17 protein-coding genes are annotated in these 13,784 nt (G+C 37.2%); 15 read left to right on the forward strand and 2 right to left on the reverse strand.

The window, feature by feature from the left end; all coding sequences use genetic code 11:
- Nucleotides 1-174 precede the first annotated feature (174 nt).
- From JTI58_RS19950 to JTI58_RS19975, 6 genes are all read left to right on the forward strand, one after another.
- A complete protein-coding gene (locus JTI58_RS19950) occupies nt 175-645 on the forward strand; it encodes a peptide-methionine (S)-S-oxide reductase (RefSeq protein WP_205443248.1) in 471 nt (156 codons plus the stop codon).
- 499 nt (nt 646-1,144) lie between these two features.
- Entirely contained in the window at nt 1,145-1,630 is a 486-nt protein-coding gene (locus JTI58_RS19955) for a DUF2975 domain-containing protein (protein WP_205443249.1), read from the forward strand.
- Between the two features lie 418 nt (nt 1,631-2,048).
- Complete coding sequence (locus JTI58_RS19960) at nt 2,049-2,435, forward strand: hypothetical protein (protein WP_205447569.1); 387 nt, start codon at nt 2,049-2,051, stop codon at nt 2,433-2,435.
- An 84-nt stretch (nt 2,436-2,519) separates the two neighbouring features.
- Nucleotides 2,520-3,836 carry a spore germination protein gene (locus JTI58_RS19965; RefSeq protein WP_205443250.1) on the forward strand — a complete coding sequence of 439 codons (1,317 nt, stop codon included), beginning with the start codon at nt 2,520-2,522 and terminating at the stop codon, nt 3,834-3,836.
- Nucleotides 3,833-4,924 (forward strand): GerAB/ArcD/ProY family transporter, encoded by a 1,092-nt coding sequence (locus tag JTI58_RS19970; protein WP_205443252.1) that lies wholly within the window; start codon nt 3,833-3,835, stop codon nt 4,922-4,924. The genes JTI58_RS19965 and JTI58_RS19970 overlap by 4 nt, the downstream gene beginning before the upstream one ends.
- Entirely contained in the window at nt 4,902-5,957 is a 1,056-nt protein-coding gene (locus tag JTI58_RS19975; protein WP_205443254.1) for a Ger(x)C family spore germination protein, read from the forward strand. The genes JTI58_RS19970 and JTI58_RS19975 overlap by 23 nt, the downstream gene beginning before the upstream one ends.
- Nucleotides 5,958-6,020: 63 nt before the next feature.
- Here JTI58_RS19975 and JTI58_RS19980 read toward each other — a convergent pair whose 3' ends face one another.
- Nucleotides 6,021-6,674 (reverse strand): FusB/FusC family EF-G-binding protein, encoded by a 654-nt coding sequence (locus JTI58_RS19980; RefSeq protein WP_205443255.1) that lies wholly within the window; start codon nt 6,672-6,674, stop codon nt 6,021-6,023.
- 1,292 nt (nt 6,675-7,966) lie between these two features.
- Between JTI58_RS19980 and JTI58_RS19985 the strand changes: the two genes are divergently transcribed.
- Complete coding sequence (locus tag JTI58_RS19985) at nt 7,967-8,614, forward strand: class I SAM-dependent methyltransferase (RefSeq protein ID WP_205443256.1); 648 nt, start codon at nt 7,967-7,969, stop codon at nt 8,612-8,614.
- Nucleotides 8,604-9,578, forward strand: coding sequence for an HD domain-containing protein (locus tag JTI58_RS19990; RefSeq protein ID WP_205443257.1), 975 nt, complete (start codon nt 8,604-8,606; stop codon nt 9,576-9,578). Before JTI58_RS19985 ends, JTI58_RS19990 begins: the two co-directional genes overlap by 11 nt.
- A 39-nt stretch (nt 9,579-9,617) precedes the next feature.
- Here JTI58_RS19990 and JTI58_RS19995 read toward each other — a convergent pair whose 3' ends face one another.
- A complete protein-coding gene (locus tag JTI58_RS19995; protein WP_036080739.1) occupies nt 9,618-9,953 on the reverse strand; it encodes a hypothetical protein in 336 nt (111 codons plus the stop codon).
- A 148-nt stretch (nt 9,954-10,101) separates the two neighbouring features.
- On the opposite strand from JTI58_RS19995, the gene JTI58_RS20000 reads away from it, so the two are divergent.
- The 7 genes from JTI58_RS20000 (at nt 10,102) to JTI58_RS20030 (ending at nt 13,778) form a co-directional block, all read left to right on the forward strand.
- Nucleotides 10,102-10,584 (forward strand): hypothetical protein, encoded by a 483-nt coding sequence (locus JTI58_RS20000; protein WP_205443258.1) that lies wholly within the window; start codon nt 10,102-10,104, stop codon nt 10,582-10,584.
- A gap of 86 nt (nt 10,585-10,670) precedes the next feature.
- Nucleotides 10,671-11,069, forward strand: coding sequence for a MarR family winged helix-turn-helix transcriptional regulator (locus tag JTI58_RS20005; protein ID WP_205443259.1), 399 nt, complete (start codon nt 10,671-10,673; stop codon nt 11,067-11,069).
- Nucleotides 11,069-11,416, forward strand: a complete 348-nt coding sequence (locus JTI58_RS20010; protein WP_205443261.1) for a DUF3147 family protein — start codon at nt 11,069-11,071, stop codon at nt 11,414-11,416. The genes JTI58_RS20005 and JTI58_RS20010 overlap by 1 nt, the downstream gene beginning before the upstream one ends.
- A 15-nt stretch (nt 11,417-11,431) precedes the next feature.
- Nucleotides 11,432-11,917: a GNAT family N-acetyltransferase gene (locus JTI58_RS20015; RefSeq protein WP_205443262.1), complete on the forward strand. Its 486-nt coding sequence runs from the start codon at nt 11,432-11,434 to the stop codon at nt 11,915-11,917.
- Nucleotides 11,918-11,964: 47 nt separating this feature from the next.
- Nucleotides 11,965-12,429 carry a hypothetical protein gene (locus tag JTI58_RS20020; RefSeq protein ID WP_205443263.1) on the forward strand — a complete coding sequence of 155 codons (465 nt, stop codon included), beginning with the start codon at nt 11,965-11,967 and terminating at the stop codon, nt 12,427-12,429.
- A gap of 124 nt (nt 12,430-12,553) precedes the next feature.
- Nucleotides 12,554-13,060, forward strand: a complete 507-nt coding sequence (locus JTI58_RS20025; protein WP_205443265.1) for a hypothetical protein — start codon at nt 12,554-12,556, stop codon at nt 13,058-13,060.
- A 121-nt stretch (nt 13,061-13,181) separates the two neighbouring features.
- Nucleotides 13,182-13,778, forward strand: a complete 597-nt coding sequence (locus JTI58_RS20030; RefSeq protein WP_205443266.1) for a hypothetical protein — start codon at nt 13,182-13,184, stop codon at nt 13,776-13,778.
- Nucleotides 13,779-13,784: the final 6 nt, after the last annotated feature.

The following is a 13,784-nucleotide window of genomic DNA, read 5'->3' on the forward strand; positions in this document are numbered from 1 at the left end:
TGATTTTCTTTTTATAGAAGCATATATTTTAAGTGTTATTAGTGCGATTATCATTTTGGATATTGCAGGTTTACTTTATGCTTTTGTAGAAATTTCATTTAAGAGAAATATAAAATTTGTTTAAGCTATTTACTTGGAGTGAATTCTTATTTTTTAACAAAGAGGAGAGTCAATATGGAAGTAGTATATTTGGCAGGTGGATGTTTATGGGGTGTACAAGCTTTTATAAAAACGCTGCCCGGCGTTACTTTTACAGAAGCAGGAAGAGCTAATGGTACAAGTCATACGCTTGAGGGCGATTATGATGGGTATGCCGAATGTGTAAAAACAGGATTTGATCCGACAGTGGTAACAATCAGGGAATTAATGGGATATTTATTTGAAATCATTGATCCTTACAGTTTGAATAAACAAGGTCAGGATGTGGGCGAGAAATACAGAACAGGCGTGTATAGTGAAAATCCTGAACATTTAGAGGAGGCGAAGGCATTCCTCAGTGAAAGACATGACTATGACCTGATAGTGGTTGAAGTATTACCTCTTACAAACTATGTAAGAAGCGCAGAAGAACATCAAGATAGACTAGCTAGATGTCCAAATGATTACTGTCATATTCCAAAAGAAATATTAAATAGGTATAAGTAAAAAAGATGATTAATGGATAGTTAATTGGTTTAATTATTTTCAACAATCGGGCGAGTTCGTTCAATAGAGATTAAACAGCTTTAAAGAGCCTTACTACAATAAAATGTAGTAGGGCTCTATTAATTTATATCAAAACTTCTCAAACCATTAGAGAAAAAGTAAGTTATACAGTAACTGAAATTAACACAAATTCAAGCCCTTCTCCACACCAATTAATTTTCGTTTATATACTATAAATACTATGGTCACACCTTTCTGAATGGGTGTTTCATGCAAGAAATTAAATCTATATTTGATAGTTAAATAAATAAAATCAAATTTATAACGCAATCCATTAATGAGGGGGCGCGTTTTTTATTGTGACTATTTTAATGAATGTCAATTTGAAGAGAATATATAAATAACAATAATAATATAATTAAAAACAATTAAAATATATTGTTAAACGATAAGTATTGTGTTAAATTGGTATTGTTATTAAATAAGTGAGGTGCTTCCTATGAATGGTAAACGAGTTTCAACAGCTTTCTTAAGGGTAGTTATTTTTCTGGCTGGGATTGCAATTCTTGCATTATGTCTATTTTTAGTACCTCCTATGGCTAATTTCGCATCAAGATTGTATCCAACTTTTTCCTTAATGAAATATCTTATTTTCATCGTGATGTATGGAGCGGCTGTGGCTTTTTACTTTGCGCTCTATCAAGCTTTTAATCTTCTACGGTACATTGACAAGAACACAGCGTTCTCGGAATTATCTGAAAGGGCGTTAAAGAACATCAAGTACTGTGCGATTATTATCAGTGGTTTGTATGTATTAGGTATGCCGATGTTCCATTTTATCGCAAAAAATGTTGACCCTCCTATTGGCATAATGGGACTCATCATCATTTTTACTTCGTCGATTATCGCCGCTTTTGCTGCTGTCCTCCAACAGCTTCTACAAGAAGTGATGAATAAAAAGTCAGAAAATGATTTAACAGTCTGAGATGGAGGATATGGTGGTTATTAGAAATGTTGATACTCGTTGGTAAGAGGAATGGGTGAAGAATGTTTCAACAATTAAGTCCTCAAAATATATTTTCCAACATCAATTTCCTTGTTGAATGAAAGAAAAAGTCGATTACATTGGAGAATCGGCTTTTTTATATCTCGGAAAATTATAATAGTTTAAGAGCGTGTCACAACCTCATCGTTATGGAACAGTTCAGCAATCGGGTGCAAAGGTAGAACAATACGATTAGAACTGGTTAAACTTTGTAATAAAAATTGTATTAATGTTTTTTCAAAACGGATTCTTTTCATTTACCGTAAAACAGGAGGTCACTGGTTGTTTATTGATAAATGATGACATAGATCTTCCGGAAACCTCACACATTAACCTCAAAAAGTTTGGAGGTTCCAAAATGAAAAATGCCTGTAAAGTGTATGTGCTTTTATTTATCGTAGTTTTCTCATTTTCGGCATCTGTATATGCAGAAGAAAATAAGGAAGGAACGCTGGTATACCATGTGAAATATGATTATGATGCCATAAGTAAATTTTTGGGCATGACAATGGCGGAATATGATCAAGAATGGGCGAAAGGTCTGTCGATTGCAGAAATGGCGAAGAAAAAGGGGATTGCCAGAAGAGATGTAGAAGGCTATTTTTATCAATTTCATTATGAAGAAATGCAAAAGTGGCGAAAAAAGGGTGTCATGACAGAAAAGCACTATTTTCATCTTGTCTACAGATTAGCGGATGACGTAGAGGAATTTATTGATCGTAATCCGAACTTACACAAAGATTAGATTTTGGGACAGCTTGTATCCTTTGTATAAAAACATTGTTTATCTCTCAAAATAAGAAAAATTCGATGATCGTGGGGTACTCAAATGGAAAATTTGATGGTGGAAATGAGGTCTAAATTTGCCGATCACGATGATTTTTTCATTGAAGAAGAGCTTATACATCAAACGGTTATCTATCTTATGGGATTTAAAACACTGATTGATTATCCAAAGTCTAACCAATACATTCGGCAAATGGCTAGTTCTGCTGCGTCCGTAGAAGAGCTTTTGACAAATCTTAGCGATCGATTGGATGTGGGGAGTGAACAGATGGTCAACGCTGTGTTAGAGGGGAAGCTGATCATCGTCATACAAAAGGATCAACGAAACGCGATAGTCGATCCAGTTGCCCTTAATTTAACACGAAGTATTGATGAACCGAAAAATGAAAGTCCTATACAAGCATCGATTGATGCATTTGTTGAGGATTTGAATACAAATGTGGGGCTTATTAGAAAAAGACTGAAAACAGACAGGCTATTGCATTGCTCCTTTCAAGTGGGTGAGCTAGAAAAACGCAATTTGTCCATGCTATATATTAATGGAAGAGCACCGAATGATCTGGTCGAAAAAGTTAATGAGCAATTAAAGCAAATTGGCACGGATATTGAATCCATTGATGACCTTAATAGGCATTTTGGTTTACGCAAATGGAGCCCTGTAAGTCATTTCTTTCCGACAGAAGTGCCGATTCAGGCCATTCATTCCTTAAAGAAGAATAGAATTGTCCTTTTATTAGATAATTATCCCTTTGCCCTTGTTTTTCCACATCTATTGCTAGATATGTTTAGTATTGTGAATGATCGGAATTTCCCCTATATATTATCCGTTATGCTTCGAGTTCTTCGCGTGGTAGGCGCGGTACTGACGCTTATCCTTCCAGCCTTGTATGTCGCATTAGTATCTGTTAATCCTGAGATATTTAAATTCGATCTTGCTTTATTTGTGGCGAAAAGCAGAGAAGGGATTCCTGTACCCGCTTTGCTTGAAACGATCATCATGGTTGTATTAATTGATTTAATACTGGAGGCTATTGTTAGACTTCCTAAAAGTATTGGGCCGACTATTTCCATGGTAGGGGGCGTCATATTAGGTCAAGCCATGGTGGAAGCGAAATTAGTCAGTACGCTCTTAGGGATTGTCATTACCGCTATTGTGATTTCCAGCTCAGTTGTTGCGGGTATCCAAAACTCTCTTTATATACGCTTACTAAAATACCCGATTTTAATTTTAGCATCGATTTTCGGCATTCTTGGTATATTTACTGGTTTAGCGCTTACGGGCATTTATTTAGCAAGTTTAACCTCATTCCATATTCCCTATACGACATTCCATATGAAAAGAGAAGGGGACACGAAGTGACGCATCGGTTTCAAATCGCGATTGTTTTCTTTATTATTCATTTAAGCTTTGGCTTTTTACTTTATCCTGAGCTGATCTATAAGTTGACAGATACGGGCCATTGGTTGGTTGTTTTGTGTCAGGGTGTTTTACAGCTACTATTAATTTTGCTCTATATGAAAGGGTTAAATTATTTTCCCAATGAGGATATTGTGGATATTTATTTAAAAATGGGGAGGCTGATTGCTTTCGTCATCCTTCTTCCATTTGTCCTGAATTTAACGGTACTTGTTGCACTTAATATCCGTACCTATACAGAGGTGATTAATTCCTTATTTTTGCTACGGACACCTCACTGGCCGATAGCGTTACTGCTTTATTTTATTTCGGCTTATACAGCTACAAAAGGTTTAGGGACAATATTGCGGTCTTCTGTGTTTATTTTTTTCATGATTATTCCCTTTATATTGTTCATCAGTTTTTCTTCCATTGTGAATTTTGATTTTCATAATGGATTCCCTATAAGGGATGCATCGATTGATTTCTTATTAGATATGGAGTTCTATTATCTCATGGGATTTTCGGCATTTTTATTTTTAGGATTTATGGTCTCTAACAAACCATTGGTATTTCGAGATATTTTGATAGCCTGGTTTTCTGTCATCATCCTTTATTTAGCCTTTGTTTATATTCCACTTTTTATTTTTGGACAAGAAACTGTCGTTACCCTGTCCTTACCGTTTGTCATAGCGATGGATTCAGTGGATATTCGGTGGCTTGCATTTAATCGGCAAACGATGTTCTTTGGTATTTCTTCGATTGGCTTTATGCTGATCTTTAATGCGGTCATGCTATGGATGATTAGTCAAATTATGCAGAAATTATTCAGCAAGCTGCGCGTAAAATCAGCCTTATGGATTATAATCTTTTCAATTATCGGCTATATTGCAGGTTTATTTATTCCAAATCAAGTTTGGACAAATACGCTGATTTTATGGAATAGAGGGGCGCAGGTTTATTTTATGCTAATTCTCCCGATAACGATTTACATCTATGGCGTTGTGATCAAGAGAAAGGGGACGAGCGATGAAAGAAAATCATCCTTATAAAACATTGATTATATGTATGTTTTTTCTTTTACCCTCTCTTGGTGGGTGCTGGGATGTTAAAGATATAGATAAACGATTATTGCCCTTGGTTATCGGCATTGCGAAGGAAAATGGAGACTATCAAGTGACACTACAAATTCCAATTACACAAAAAGAAAATGAAGTATCGAGGATTGTTACTGGGAAAGCAGAAACGGTATTAAAGGTGTTGGGGCAAGTTCGAACAAACTCTGAAGAAGCGGTGGATTACTCGCATATTGAATTAATTATTATTCAAAGCAACCTAGCTGCTAATCAACAGGAAATGAGGGAGCTGATTGAATTTTTAATGCACTCAGAGGAAATCCCTTCAAGAGCACTTGTAGCCATTACGGATGATAAAATCGATAAAGTTCTTTCCAACATTAATGATAAATTAGGGGTGAATGCGACTTCCATTTATAATTACTTTAACAAAGGGGCAGGGTGGGCACCTGAGATAACAAGCGTTCATATTTGGGAAGTATACCGAAGTCTGTACTCCTACACAAAAGATATGCTAATTCCAGTTGTACGTGCTGGAAACGATACCGTGTTAGTCTATGAGGGCTCTAGCGTTTTGAAAAATGGTGAATTAATGGCAAAGATTAATCCGGATGAAAGTCAGCTAACTAAGCTATTTCAAAACTTCAATGCAAAGGGGAAAGTAGAAAGCTTTGATTTGGCGAGTATGATGGTGATCAATAGTGCCATTAAAAATAAAGCCTCGTTGAAGAATGGCATACCCACTGTGACAAGTCATTTAACATTAAAAATAGCGATTTTAGAGCGCACAAAAGATGTGTCCAATGAGCAAATCACGAAGGAGCTAACGAAGCTTATAGAAAAACGGTTTTATGATATGTTTGAACAGGCGCAGTCCAATCAAACGGATCTTTTCGGATTTGGTCAACTTTTCCGACAACAGCTTTCCTATCAAGAACTAAAGAGTTGGAGAGAGGACTTTTATCCTCGATTGAAGGTGGATTTTCAGGTACATGTAGGTGTGGATTAGACGAAGGTCACAGAGAAAAAAAGGCAGAAACGTTGCTTGCACAACATCTCTGCCTTTGTTCATTTATTTTTGTGTGATACGCTCGAAAAATTCCACTGTTCTGTTCATATCTGTAACATGTTCATTACATGTTTGACTATCAGCACAAATGTAATTACTGTGGTTGGTAAATGTGCCAACCACCTGCCCTTTAATGGACGTAGTAAATAAGCCAACATCTGCATGGCGATTACAGATAGCGCAAATGCCGCGAACCGTGTTATTGGCGAATAGCCCTTTGATTCCTTTTAGCTGCCCATTTTGCTCAAGGACAACATATTTTCGATGTGTACCAGCATCATCCCAAGCAAGATAACAAATTTGCTGAAAATCGAGTGCTTCTAGATTTGGTAGCTTGAGCTTCTTTTCCTTTTTAAATAAGGTTTTAAGCGTACTAGTTGTCACGGGCTTGAACGGGATGACATAGGGTTTTAATTGCTCTAAAAATGCCTCACCCTGTGCACGATCTGTGATAGCAAAAAGCTGTTCAATCAGCTTTGTTTCCTCAGCTGATAATGCTAATTTTGTCGTTACCTCCGTATCAACAAGGCCACGTACTGCTAGGATAACGTCTTTATCCTTTGTTGTCGTCAGTGCATGTAAAATTTTATTTAATTGCTGTTCGAGTAAATGATAGTTGGCAACCGTTAAAAACGGCTGAATTGTTTGTTGTTCCATTTGAAATCTCTCCTGTTTCTTAGGCTATTTTTTTCCTTTTTGGCCTAAAGAGATCATTCAATTTCTGTTAGTTGTATAACTTAATCTTGACCTCTTTGACCTAAAGAAGTCGTTCTAGAGCATGCATTACAAGTGAATGCGATCATTTCGATCCCTCCTTTAAAGGAAACGTTGATTTATATGGGTTTTATAATAGGTTGAATTAAACAGGCGACCAATTTACATTAATTTGTTAAACATCTTCAAGTCAGTCAAGTGACCATAAGTATCTATAGATATAGTAACATGTGATGGCCCTAATTGCTCTTGAATTGTTGTGAAATTTAATCCATTTACAATGGCATAAGATGTGAAGGTCATGCAAATTTATCTCTTTCAAATCGTTTAATTTAACAAATCTTGACCATTCTCTGGACATTGAAAACAGGGTAGCCGAAATTGTTTGTATATAATAAGTTCCATCTTCAGTATATGCAGGACACTATTCATTTTTCTTTTGTTTTGCTGATTTTTGTAGGGTGTATCGCGTATGCTTTTATTTCACACATAAATAAATCGGGTACGACGATAGTACGCGTTTTTTATGAGAACATTTTAGTTTCGTCATCAAAGTGCAATTGTTTATTATTATAAAATTTATTATGCTCATAATCTATGGAATTGTGCGTTAGTCCTGCGATTGAAGAGCATCTTAAGAAAAAAATTAGGATTGTTTGCTTAATTTTAATGAACTAATTATTTTTCTACCATAAGAAAGAATAAAGTAAATAAGTGTAACATCTAGAAAGAAATAAAGTATATGAAAGTGAATTTGAGTAATACCAATTTTGGTAAATAAAGAAAATGCGGAGGATAACTCATTTTCACCGATGTAACTTAGAAATTGAAAAGGGGCTCCAAATTTGTTAGAACCATAGGATACAAAGAAAATGGACAATAAAGTCACTATAATGCTAATCCATAATAATCCCTTTTTGTTTGTCACTTGCATTAAATCATCTCCTTCTTGTAGGTTAACTACCCAATATAATTATTATATCGTAATAAATGAAATATAGTAATAATTTGGGAATTTATAATAGGATATTATCTAGAATGATAATAGATATAAGTAAAAAATAAAATATTTCACATTACAAAAAGCCACTATGTATTTATTTTCTGAATTGTTCGATAGGTAAAAAATTGGTATAATGGACTGAATTGGTTAATAAAGGGGGATTTATTATGAAACAGATGACTGCACGTAAAATAATGAATGCTTGGAGAATTTATACATTGTAGGAGGCACTATGCTATTAAATAAACAAGGTTTTGATTTATGGGCCGATGGATATGATCAAACGGTTCAACACAGTGAGGAAAGTAATCAATATCCATTTGCAGGCTATAAAGCGATTTTAAATAAAATTTTCAATGAAGTGATGGCTGTTCCCACTTCTACGGTTTTAGATATTGGCTTTGGGACAGGGGTATTAACGGCAAAGCTTTATGAACATGGGCACGCGATTTATGGCTTTGATTTTTCATCGAACATGATTGCCATTGCGAAGGAAAAAATGCCAGAGGCTCACTTAATGGAGTGGGATTTAACGAATGGCTTGCCACAGGAGCTATTACAGCAGCCCTATGATGCGATTATTAGTACGTATGCGCTCCATCATTTTATAGATGAGCAAAAGGCCGTGTATATCACGCAATTATTACAGCACCTAAAGCCGAATGGACAGCTATTAATTGGCGATGTTGCTTTTTCTACAAGAGGGCAGCTGGAGCAATGCCGTCAAAATAGCAAGGGATACTGGGATGAGGATGAATTTTACTTTGTCCATGAGGAACTAAAGGTCGCCTTACAGGAAATTTGTGAGTTAACATTTTACCCACTATCGCATTGTGGTGGAGTCTTTGTGATTAGTCGGAAGAATATAAATGCTGATTAGTGACCCCTTATATGGGGAGTTCGAGATAGATGGTTTGTTAGAGGAATTGATTGTAAGTAAGCCAGTTCAACGCTTAAAGGAAATTCATCAGGCTGGGGCAGGCTTTCTAGTAAATAGCAGGTGGACTATTACAAGATTTGAGCATTCGATAGGCGTCATGCTGCTTATTCGACAGTTTGGCGGGTCATTGGAGGAGCAGGTAGCAGGCTTATTGCATGATGTGTCCCATACCGCTTTTTCCCATGTTGTGGATGTGGTTCTGGAGAATGAGGCGGAAGATTATCATGAAGAGCTATTCATGGATGTTATCAAACAGTCTTCTATACCTGCGATTCTTGAAAAATATGGCTACGAGGTAGAGAACAAACTAGATACATCCAGATGGTCGTTACTTGAACAACCTGCTCCAGCATTGTGTGCGGATCGCATAGATTATACATTAAGAGATATGTATTTTTATGGCCACGCTGCCATAGAAGATATTCAAAAATTTTTACAAGACTTATTTGTTTTTCAGGGGAAACTGTGTGTTCAAACGATTGAGCGCGCAGAATGGTTTGTGGAAATTTATTATCAGGAAGTGTTGGATTTTTTTCTGCACCCTTTAAATATTTATGCGACTAGTACGTTAGCGGACGTGTTAAAGCTAGCACTCGAAAAACAAATTCTAACACTGGATGATTTCCAAAAGACTGATCTTGAACTGCTGGGGCACATGAGGGCTTCACATGATCAGGACATTCTAGCTCTTTTACAACAATTACATGAACATGTAGAGGTAAGAGAGGAGCAAGAGAACCATGACATTCATTTTCGGAATAAAGTGCGACTCATCGATCCAGCTGTCTATCATCAACAGCGATTATGGAAGGCGAGCGATCTATCTGACAAAGTCAAAACAATGAATGCCTATGCGTTGGAACGGTTTGAGCAGGGTGTTTACGTGAAAATGATTAAAAGATAGGTAATCAATGAGGAGCTGTCAAAAGGCAGCTCCTTTTCTTTAGGCAAACATCGACAAAATATATTTACCAGAAAGCATAAATACAGCATAGACTGCAAGCGCACTCATAACGGAAATGCCTGGTTTAAACCAGCTTGTTAGGAGGAACGCGAGCACAGTAAATAACAGCATGCCAACCGCTCCAAATACCGTGTTTTGTAGGACGGTATGAAAGGTATCTTCTTTCATATTTTTCATTTGCATGCCCATATTAATGAGCGTCAAAATCGGTAAGGCTGTAATGATACCTGACAAAAATAAATATTTCGATTGGCTGAGTAGCAGCGCTAGCACCATGATCGTGCCACCTACTAAAAAATAGAGAAAGTATAACATAGGATGCCCTCAATTAAATTCAGAATAGAGTCATAATACTGTAGAAAGGAAGTGCCCACAAGTACCTCTTGATAATATGTAGCAAGATGCGCAGAAAGATAGATGATTATGAAAAATAGATAGAAGATTTGTGAAGGGGTGAGTAGTGATGTCCATACTATCCTTTATGCTTTTATATGTAGTAGGCATACCATTCTCCACGCTGTTGCATGAAATCGGCCATGCGTTAGGCGTTATAGTATGTTCAAAGGAACGAGCCCAGGTTTATTTAGGTGCAAAAAATCTTCCTGAAAACGGTCGTATAGGTCGCATGCATTTCCATATTCGATGGGGATTTTTTGGCTATTGTACGCTACAAAAGGGGAGTAGCTTAAGACGCAAGCAGATGCTCGGATTTATGGCGGGTGGTCCTATTATGACTTTATTGCTGTTGCTTATTGCCAGCTATCTAGCCCGTTATTTTGCTGCTTATGCAGGGATACACTATTTTTTCAATGGCCTTTTTTATTTGAATACCTTTCAATTTCTTGCGACGGCAATCCCGCTAATTTATCCTAACTGGTATAAGCCTTATGCAGGATTACCCTCTGATGGCTATCAAATACTCAGGTTACTGAAGAGAAATATCTGAAAATATAAACTTTAACGAGGGAACTTTTAATGTATCGTAAAATACGATATAATCGCATAGAACGATATATTAAAGGAGTTAATACGATGATTAAAGAGATAAATGACTATTTTACAACGATATTCTATCATCTACATACAACACATGAAGATGTTATTTCCCATCAGAGCGTGCGTATTTTGCAAATGATTCAAAAGGAAGCGGAAGTGACGGTGCGTGATATTGCGGGGTTACTAAACATTTCTCCTAACACGGCGTCTGAGCATGTGAAAAAGCTAGAGCGTCATGGCTGGGTGATGAAGGAACGTGCAAGTGATGACCAGCGTAAGGTCATGTTGCATTTGACAGCAGAGGGGCTACAAGTGCTGAAGAAAAACTCTGAGCTAGATGATGATAAGCTACAGCATGCACTTAATCAGCTAACTGAACAGGAACAGCAAGCCATTCTACAGGCATTTCGACGTCTAAGTGAGGTGGCAAAATAATGTATACATTCTTTAAAATTTTGAGTTCAGCTGCCATCATTGGCGTTGTGACGGAGGTAGCACGAAGATTTCCTACCTATGGGGGCATTATTGCAGCGTTGCCATTGGTGAGTATTTTAAGTATTATTTGGCTGACGGTGCAAAGTGAGTCGAGTGAGCATATTCAGCGCTTTACAGTGGGCGTTATCGTTGGTTTGCCAGCAACAATGTGTATGCTATTTGTGATTTACATGGCGATGAAATCCTCCATGCATATTGTGCTAGCTATTGGTCTTGGTGTGCTGTCTTGGGCTGTATTTTTAGGCATACAAAAAGCGATTGCAGGGGTTTTTCATATTTCTATTTAACAAGGAGTTTATAAAATGACGATTATTGCCATACATCAAGTACCAAACCAACATGTTCGCCAGTTTTTTCAGGAACATTGGGGTTCAACGGAGATGGTCATTTCCAGTGGTATTTATGACTGTAGTGAATTAGCGGGCTTTGCTTTTATGAATGAGCAACAGACGATGATCGGTTTAATCACCTATATCGTGCGGGAAGAGGACTGTGAAATCATTTCGTTAGATAGTACGGTTGAGGGGAAAGGCATCGGTTCAGCTCTTGTGAAAGCGATAGAACAAGCAGCAATGGAGCAGGGCTGTAAAAGCATTTCACTCATTACAACAAACGATAATTTGCATGCATTGAAATTCTATCAAAAACGTGGCTATTGTTTAATCGAAATACTGCGTAATGCAGTCGAAAAAGCAAGGGCCTATAAGCCTTCTATCCCACTTATTGGTGATGACGGTATTCCAATACGAGATGAAATACGTTTACAAAAACAACTTGACTGTCAATAAGTCAGGTTGTTTTTTGTTATACTGTTGGGAGGAAAGAGAGGGTAAGTATGAAAAAAATACTATTTATTTTAGTACTGAGTGTGCTTGTGGTCGGAGCAATCTTTATGATTTATCTCAAAAGCAATCCACCACTGGTCATGCAAAGCTTCACCACTAAACAAGGCAATGAAGCAGTTAAACTCATTGCACTTGAAAATACAGGGCTGCGTGAAATTAAGCTGAAGCAAATACTGGTGAATGATCAGCTTCCTGATAGCGCAAAGCTTGTAATTAGTAAGTCAGAACCTTTTGAGGCAGAAACAAAGCTAGAGGGAAATAGTGATATTTCTTTTCATAAATTTTCACAGCGAACCATTTTGCCTCAAAAATACATAGACCAACAGGCCATTGGCAAGCAGCCACAGCACTACGCTGTTCAAGTTCAAGCTGCTGCTATCAAGAAAGTAACGATTCACTATGAGTATTTAAAAATACCTTTTACGCTAATTGCTGAGCTTCAAGCCAACAAATAAATCAAATTTTGTCTTATCCTTTATGGCTGTGTCAATTCCTAAGATTGTTTGGTGAAAAACTCCTATCCCTCCTAAGTCATGGTAATATTGTAGTAACAGCAATTGTGATACTAGGAGGGACCTAATGGCATTTATCATCTTGGGTATAGTACTATTTATCTGTGTTATCACTGTGGCTTTAGTGTTTATCAAAAAACTTTCGAAAAACGATATTATGCTTGAAGTGACAGCCACCTGTGAAGGGAAAAATGAAGACAATCAAGCGATTATGAAAATATATTTTACGTATTCCATTGGACGGCTTGCCAAAAGGAAACGAGAGATGATAGGCAGTATTGAATGGTCTGAAGGATGGATGCCTGTCAGCTATAATCTAAAAGAACATGGCGTGTATCACGATGAAAGAATTCTGTATGCGACGAATGAGCAAACGTATTCCACCTTTGAAATCAATGCGGCGAATGCCATTGATGAGCAAGGGCGAGGAGAGGGCTATGTGGTCCTTGTATTGGAAGAGCCAAATGCCTCTCATATGTCTAGAGCCGGTGTTATTCTCGCTGTTACAGCCAATATGGTTACATATCAATTATCAGACTCAACTAGCTGGCACAATGATGTGGTGACGAATTAGCTATCCAATGTATTGGGTAGCTTTTTTGGTATTTACAAGTAAAAATAGGCTGTTTATGGAACCAATTGGGGAAAATAACGTATAGAAAGAAGAAGGACTTGCAGGATGGAGGAGGATATAGATGTCCGAACAACAAAGCAAATACAATAATTCAAGGCTTATCCTAATAGATGAGCAAATATGTGCACTTTTAAAGCAACGAAAAGCGCAATCTAGTCATACTTCAGGCTTTCCATCGGATGACACCATTTCGGAATGGGCACAGCGATATGGTTTCGATGATACTTATTTAGCGATGTTTTTCCAGTTGATGAAATCAGAAAAATACTATACACCTAAGGTAGAACCAACAGGCTTCCGTCACTATATCCCTGTGTTGAAAACGGTAGAAAAGAAAGAGCGTTTGTATACGGTTTCCTATATTCGTCAATATGACAATGCAAGTGTGGTGCAATTATTAATCGATTGGGATGAGCAGCAAGAACCACAGCTAACGATTCAGCAAAAATTAGAACGAAATCATTTGGGTCTATTCATCGATGCGTCCTATGAATGCCGTAGTAAAGGTACAAGTGGCACAAATGGACATGAAAGCAGTACGTATGTTGTGACACCACCCTTGCCAGATGATATAAGGGGACTTCATTTTGTTTTTACAGAATACGAAGATGTCTTTGAAGAAAAGCCTACAGGATGGGCTGTCACCATACAAGGTTAGGGGGAA

It is taken from the genome of Lysinibacillus fusiformis (assembly GCF_016925635.1).
Taxonomy (GTDB): Bacteria; Bacillota; Bacilli; order Bacillales_A; family Planococcaceae; genus Lysinibacillus; species Lysinibacillus fusiformis_F.

What these genes read in the sequence shown, in the direction of transcription:
- JTI58_RS19950 (WP_205443248.1), top strand. Translation starts at nt 175, where the DNA reads ATGGAAGTAGTATATTTGGCAGGTGGATGTTTATGGGGTGTACAAGCT.
- JTI58_RS19955 (WP_205443249.1), top strand. Translation starts at nt 1,145, where the DNA reads ATGAATGGTAAACGAGTTTCAACAGCTTTCTTAAGGGTAGTTATTTTT.
- JTI58_RS19960 (WP_205447569.1), top strand. Translation starts at nt 2,049, where the DNA reads ATGAAAAATGCCTGTAAAGTGTATGTGCTTTTATTTATCGTAGTTTTC.
- JTI58_RS19965 (WP_205443250.1), top strand. Translation starts at nt 2,520, where the DNA reads ATGGAAAATTTGATGGTGGAAATGAGGTCTAAATTTGCCGATCACGAT.
- JTI58_RS19975 (WP_205443254.1), top strand. Translation starts at nt 4,902, where the DNA reads ATGAAAGAAAATCATCCTTATAAAACATTGATTATATGTATGTTTTTT.
- JTI58_RS19980 (WP_205443255.1), bottom strand. Translation starts at nt 6,674, where the DNA reads ATGGAACAACAAACAATTCAGCCGTTTTTAACGGTTGCCAACTATCAT.
- JTI58_RS19985 (WP_205443256.1), top strand. Translation starts at nt 7,967, where the DNA reads ATGCTATTAAATAAACAAGGTTTTGATTTATGGGCCGATGGATATGAT.
- JTI58_RS19990 (WP_205443257.1), top strand. Translation starts at nt 8,604, where the DNA reads ATGCTGATTAGTGACCCCTTATATGGGGAGTTCGAGATAGATGGTTTG.
- JTI58_RS19995 (WP_036080739.1), bottom strand. Translation starts at nt 9,953, where the DNA reads ATGTTATACTTTCTCTATTTTTTAGTAGGTGGCACGATCATGGTGCTA.
- JTI58_RS20000 (WP_205443258.1), top strand. Translation starts at nt 10,102, where the DNA reads ATGTCCATACTATCCTTTATGCTTTTATATGTAGTAGGCATACCATTC.
- JTI58_RS20005 (WP_205443259.1), top strand. Translation starts at nt 10,671, where the DNA reads ATGATTAAAGAGATAAATGACTATTTTACAACGATATTCTATCATCTA.
- JTI58_RS20010 (WP_205443261.1), top strand. Translation starts at nt 11,069, where the DNA reads ATGTATACATTCTTTAAAATTTTGAGTTCAGCTGCCATCATTGGCGTT.
- JTI58_RS20015 (WP_205443262.1), top strand. Translation starts at nt 11,432, where the DNA reads ATGACGATTATTGCCATACATCAAGTACCAAACCAACATGTTCGCCAG.
- JTI58_RS20020 (WP_205443263.1), top strand. Translation starts at nt 11,965, where the DNA reads ATGAAAAAAATACTATTTATTTTAGTACTGAGTGTGCTTGTGGTCGGA.
- JTI58_RS20025 (WP_205443265.1), top strand. Translation starts at nt 12,554, where the DNA reads ATGGCATTTATCATCTTGGGTATAGTACTATTTATCTGTGTTATCACT.
- JTI58_RS20030 (WP_205443266.1), top strand. Translation starts at nt 13,182, where the DNA reads ATGTCCGAACAACAAAGCAAATACAATAATTCAAGGCTTATCCTAATA.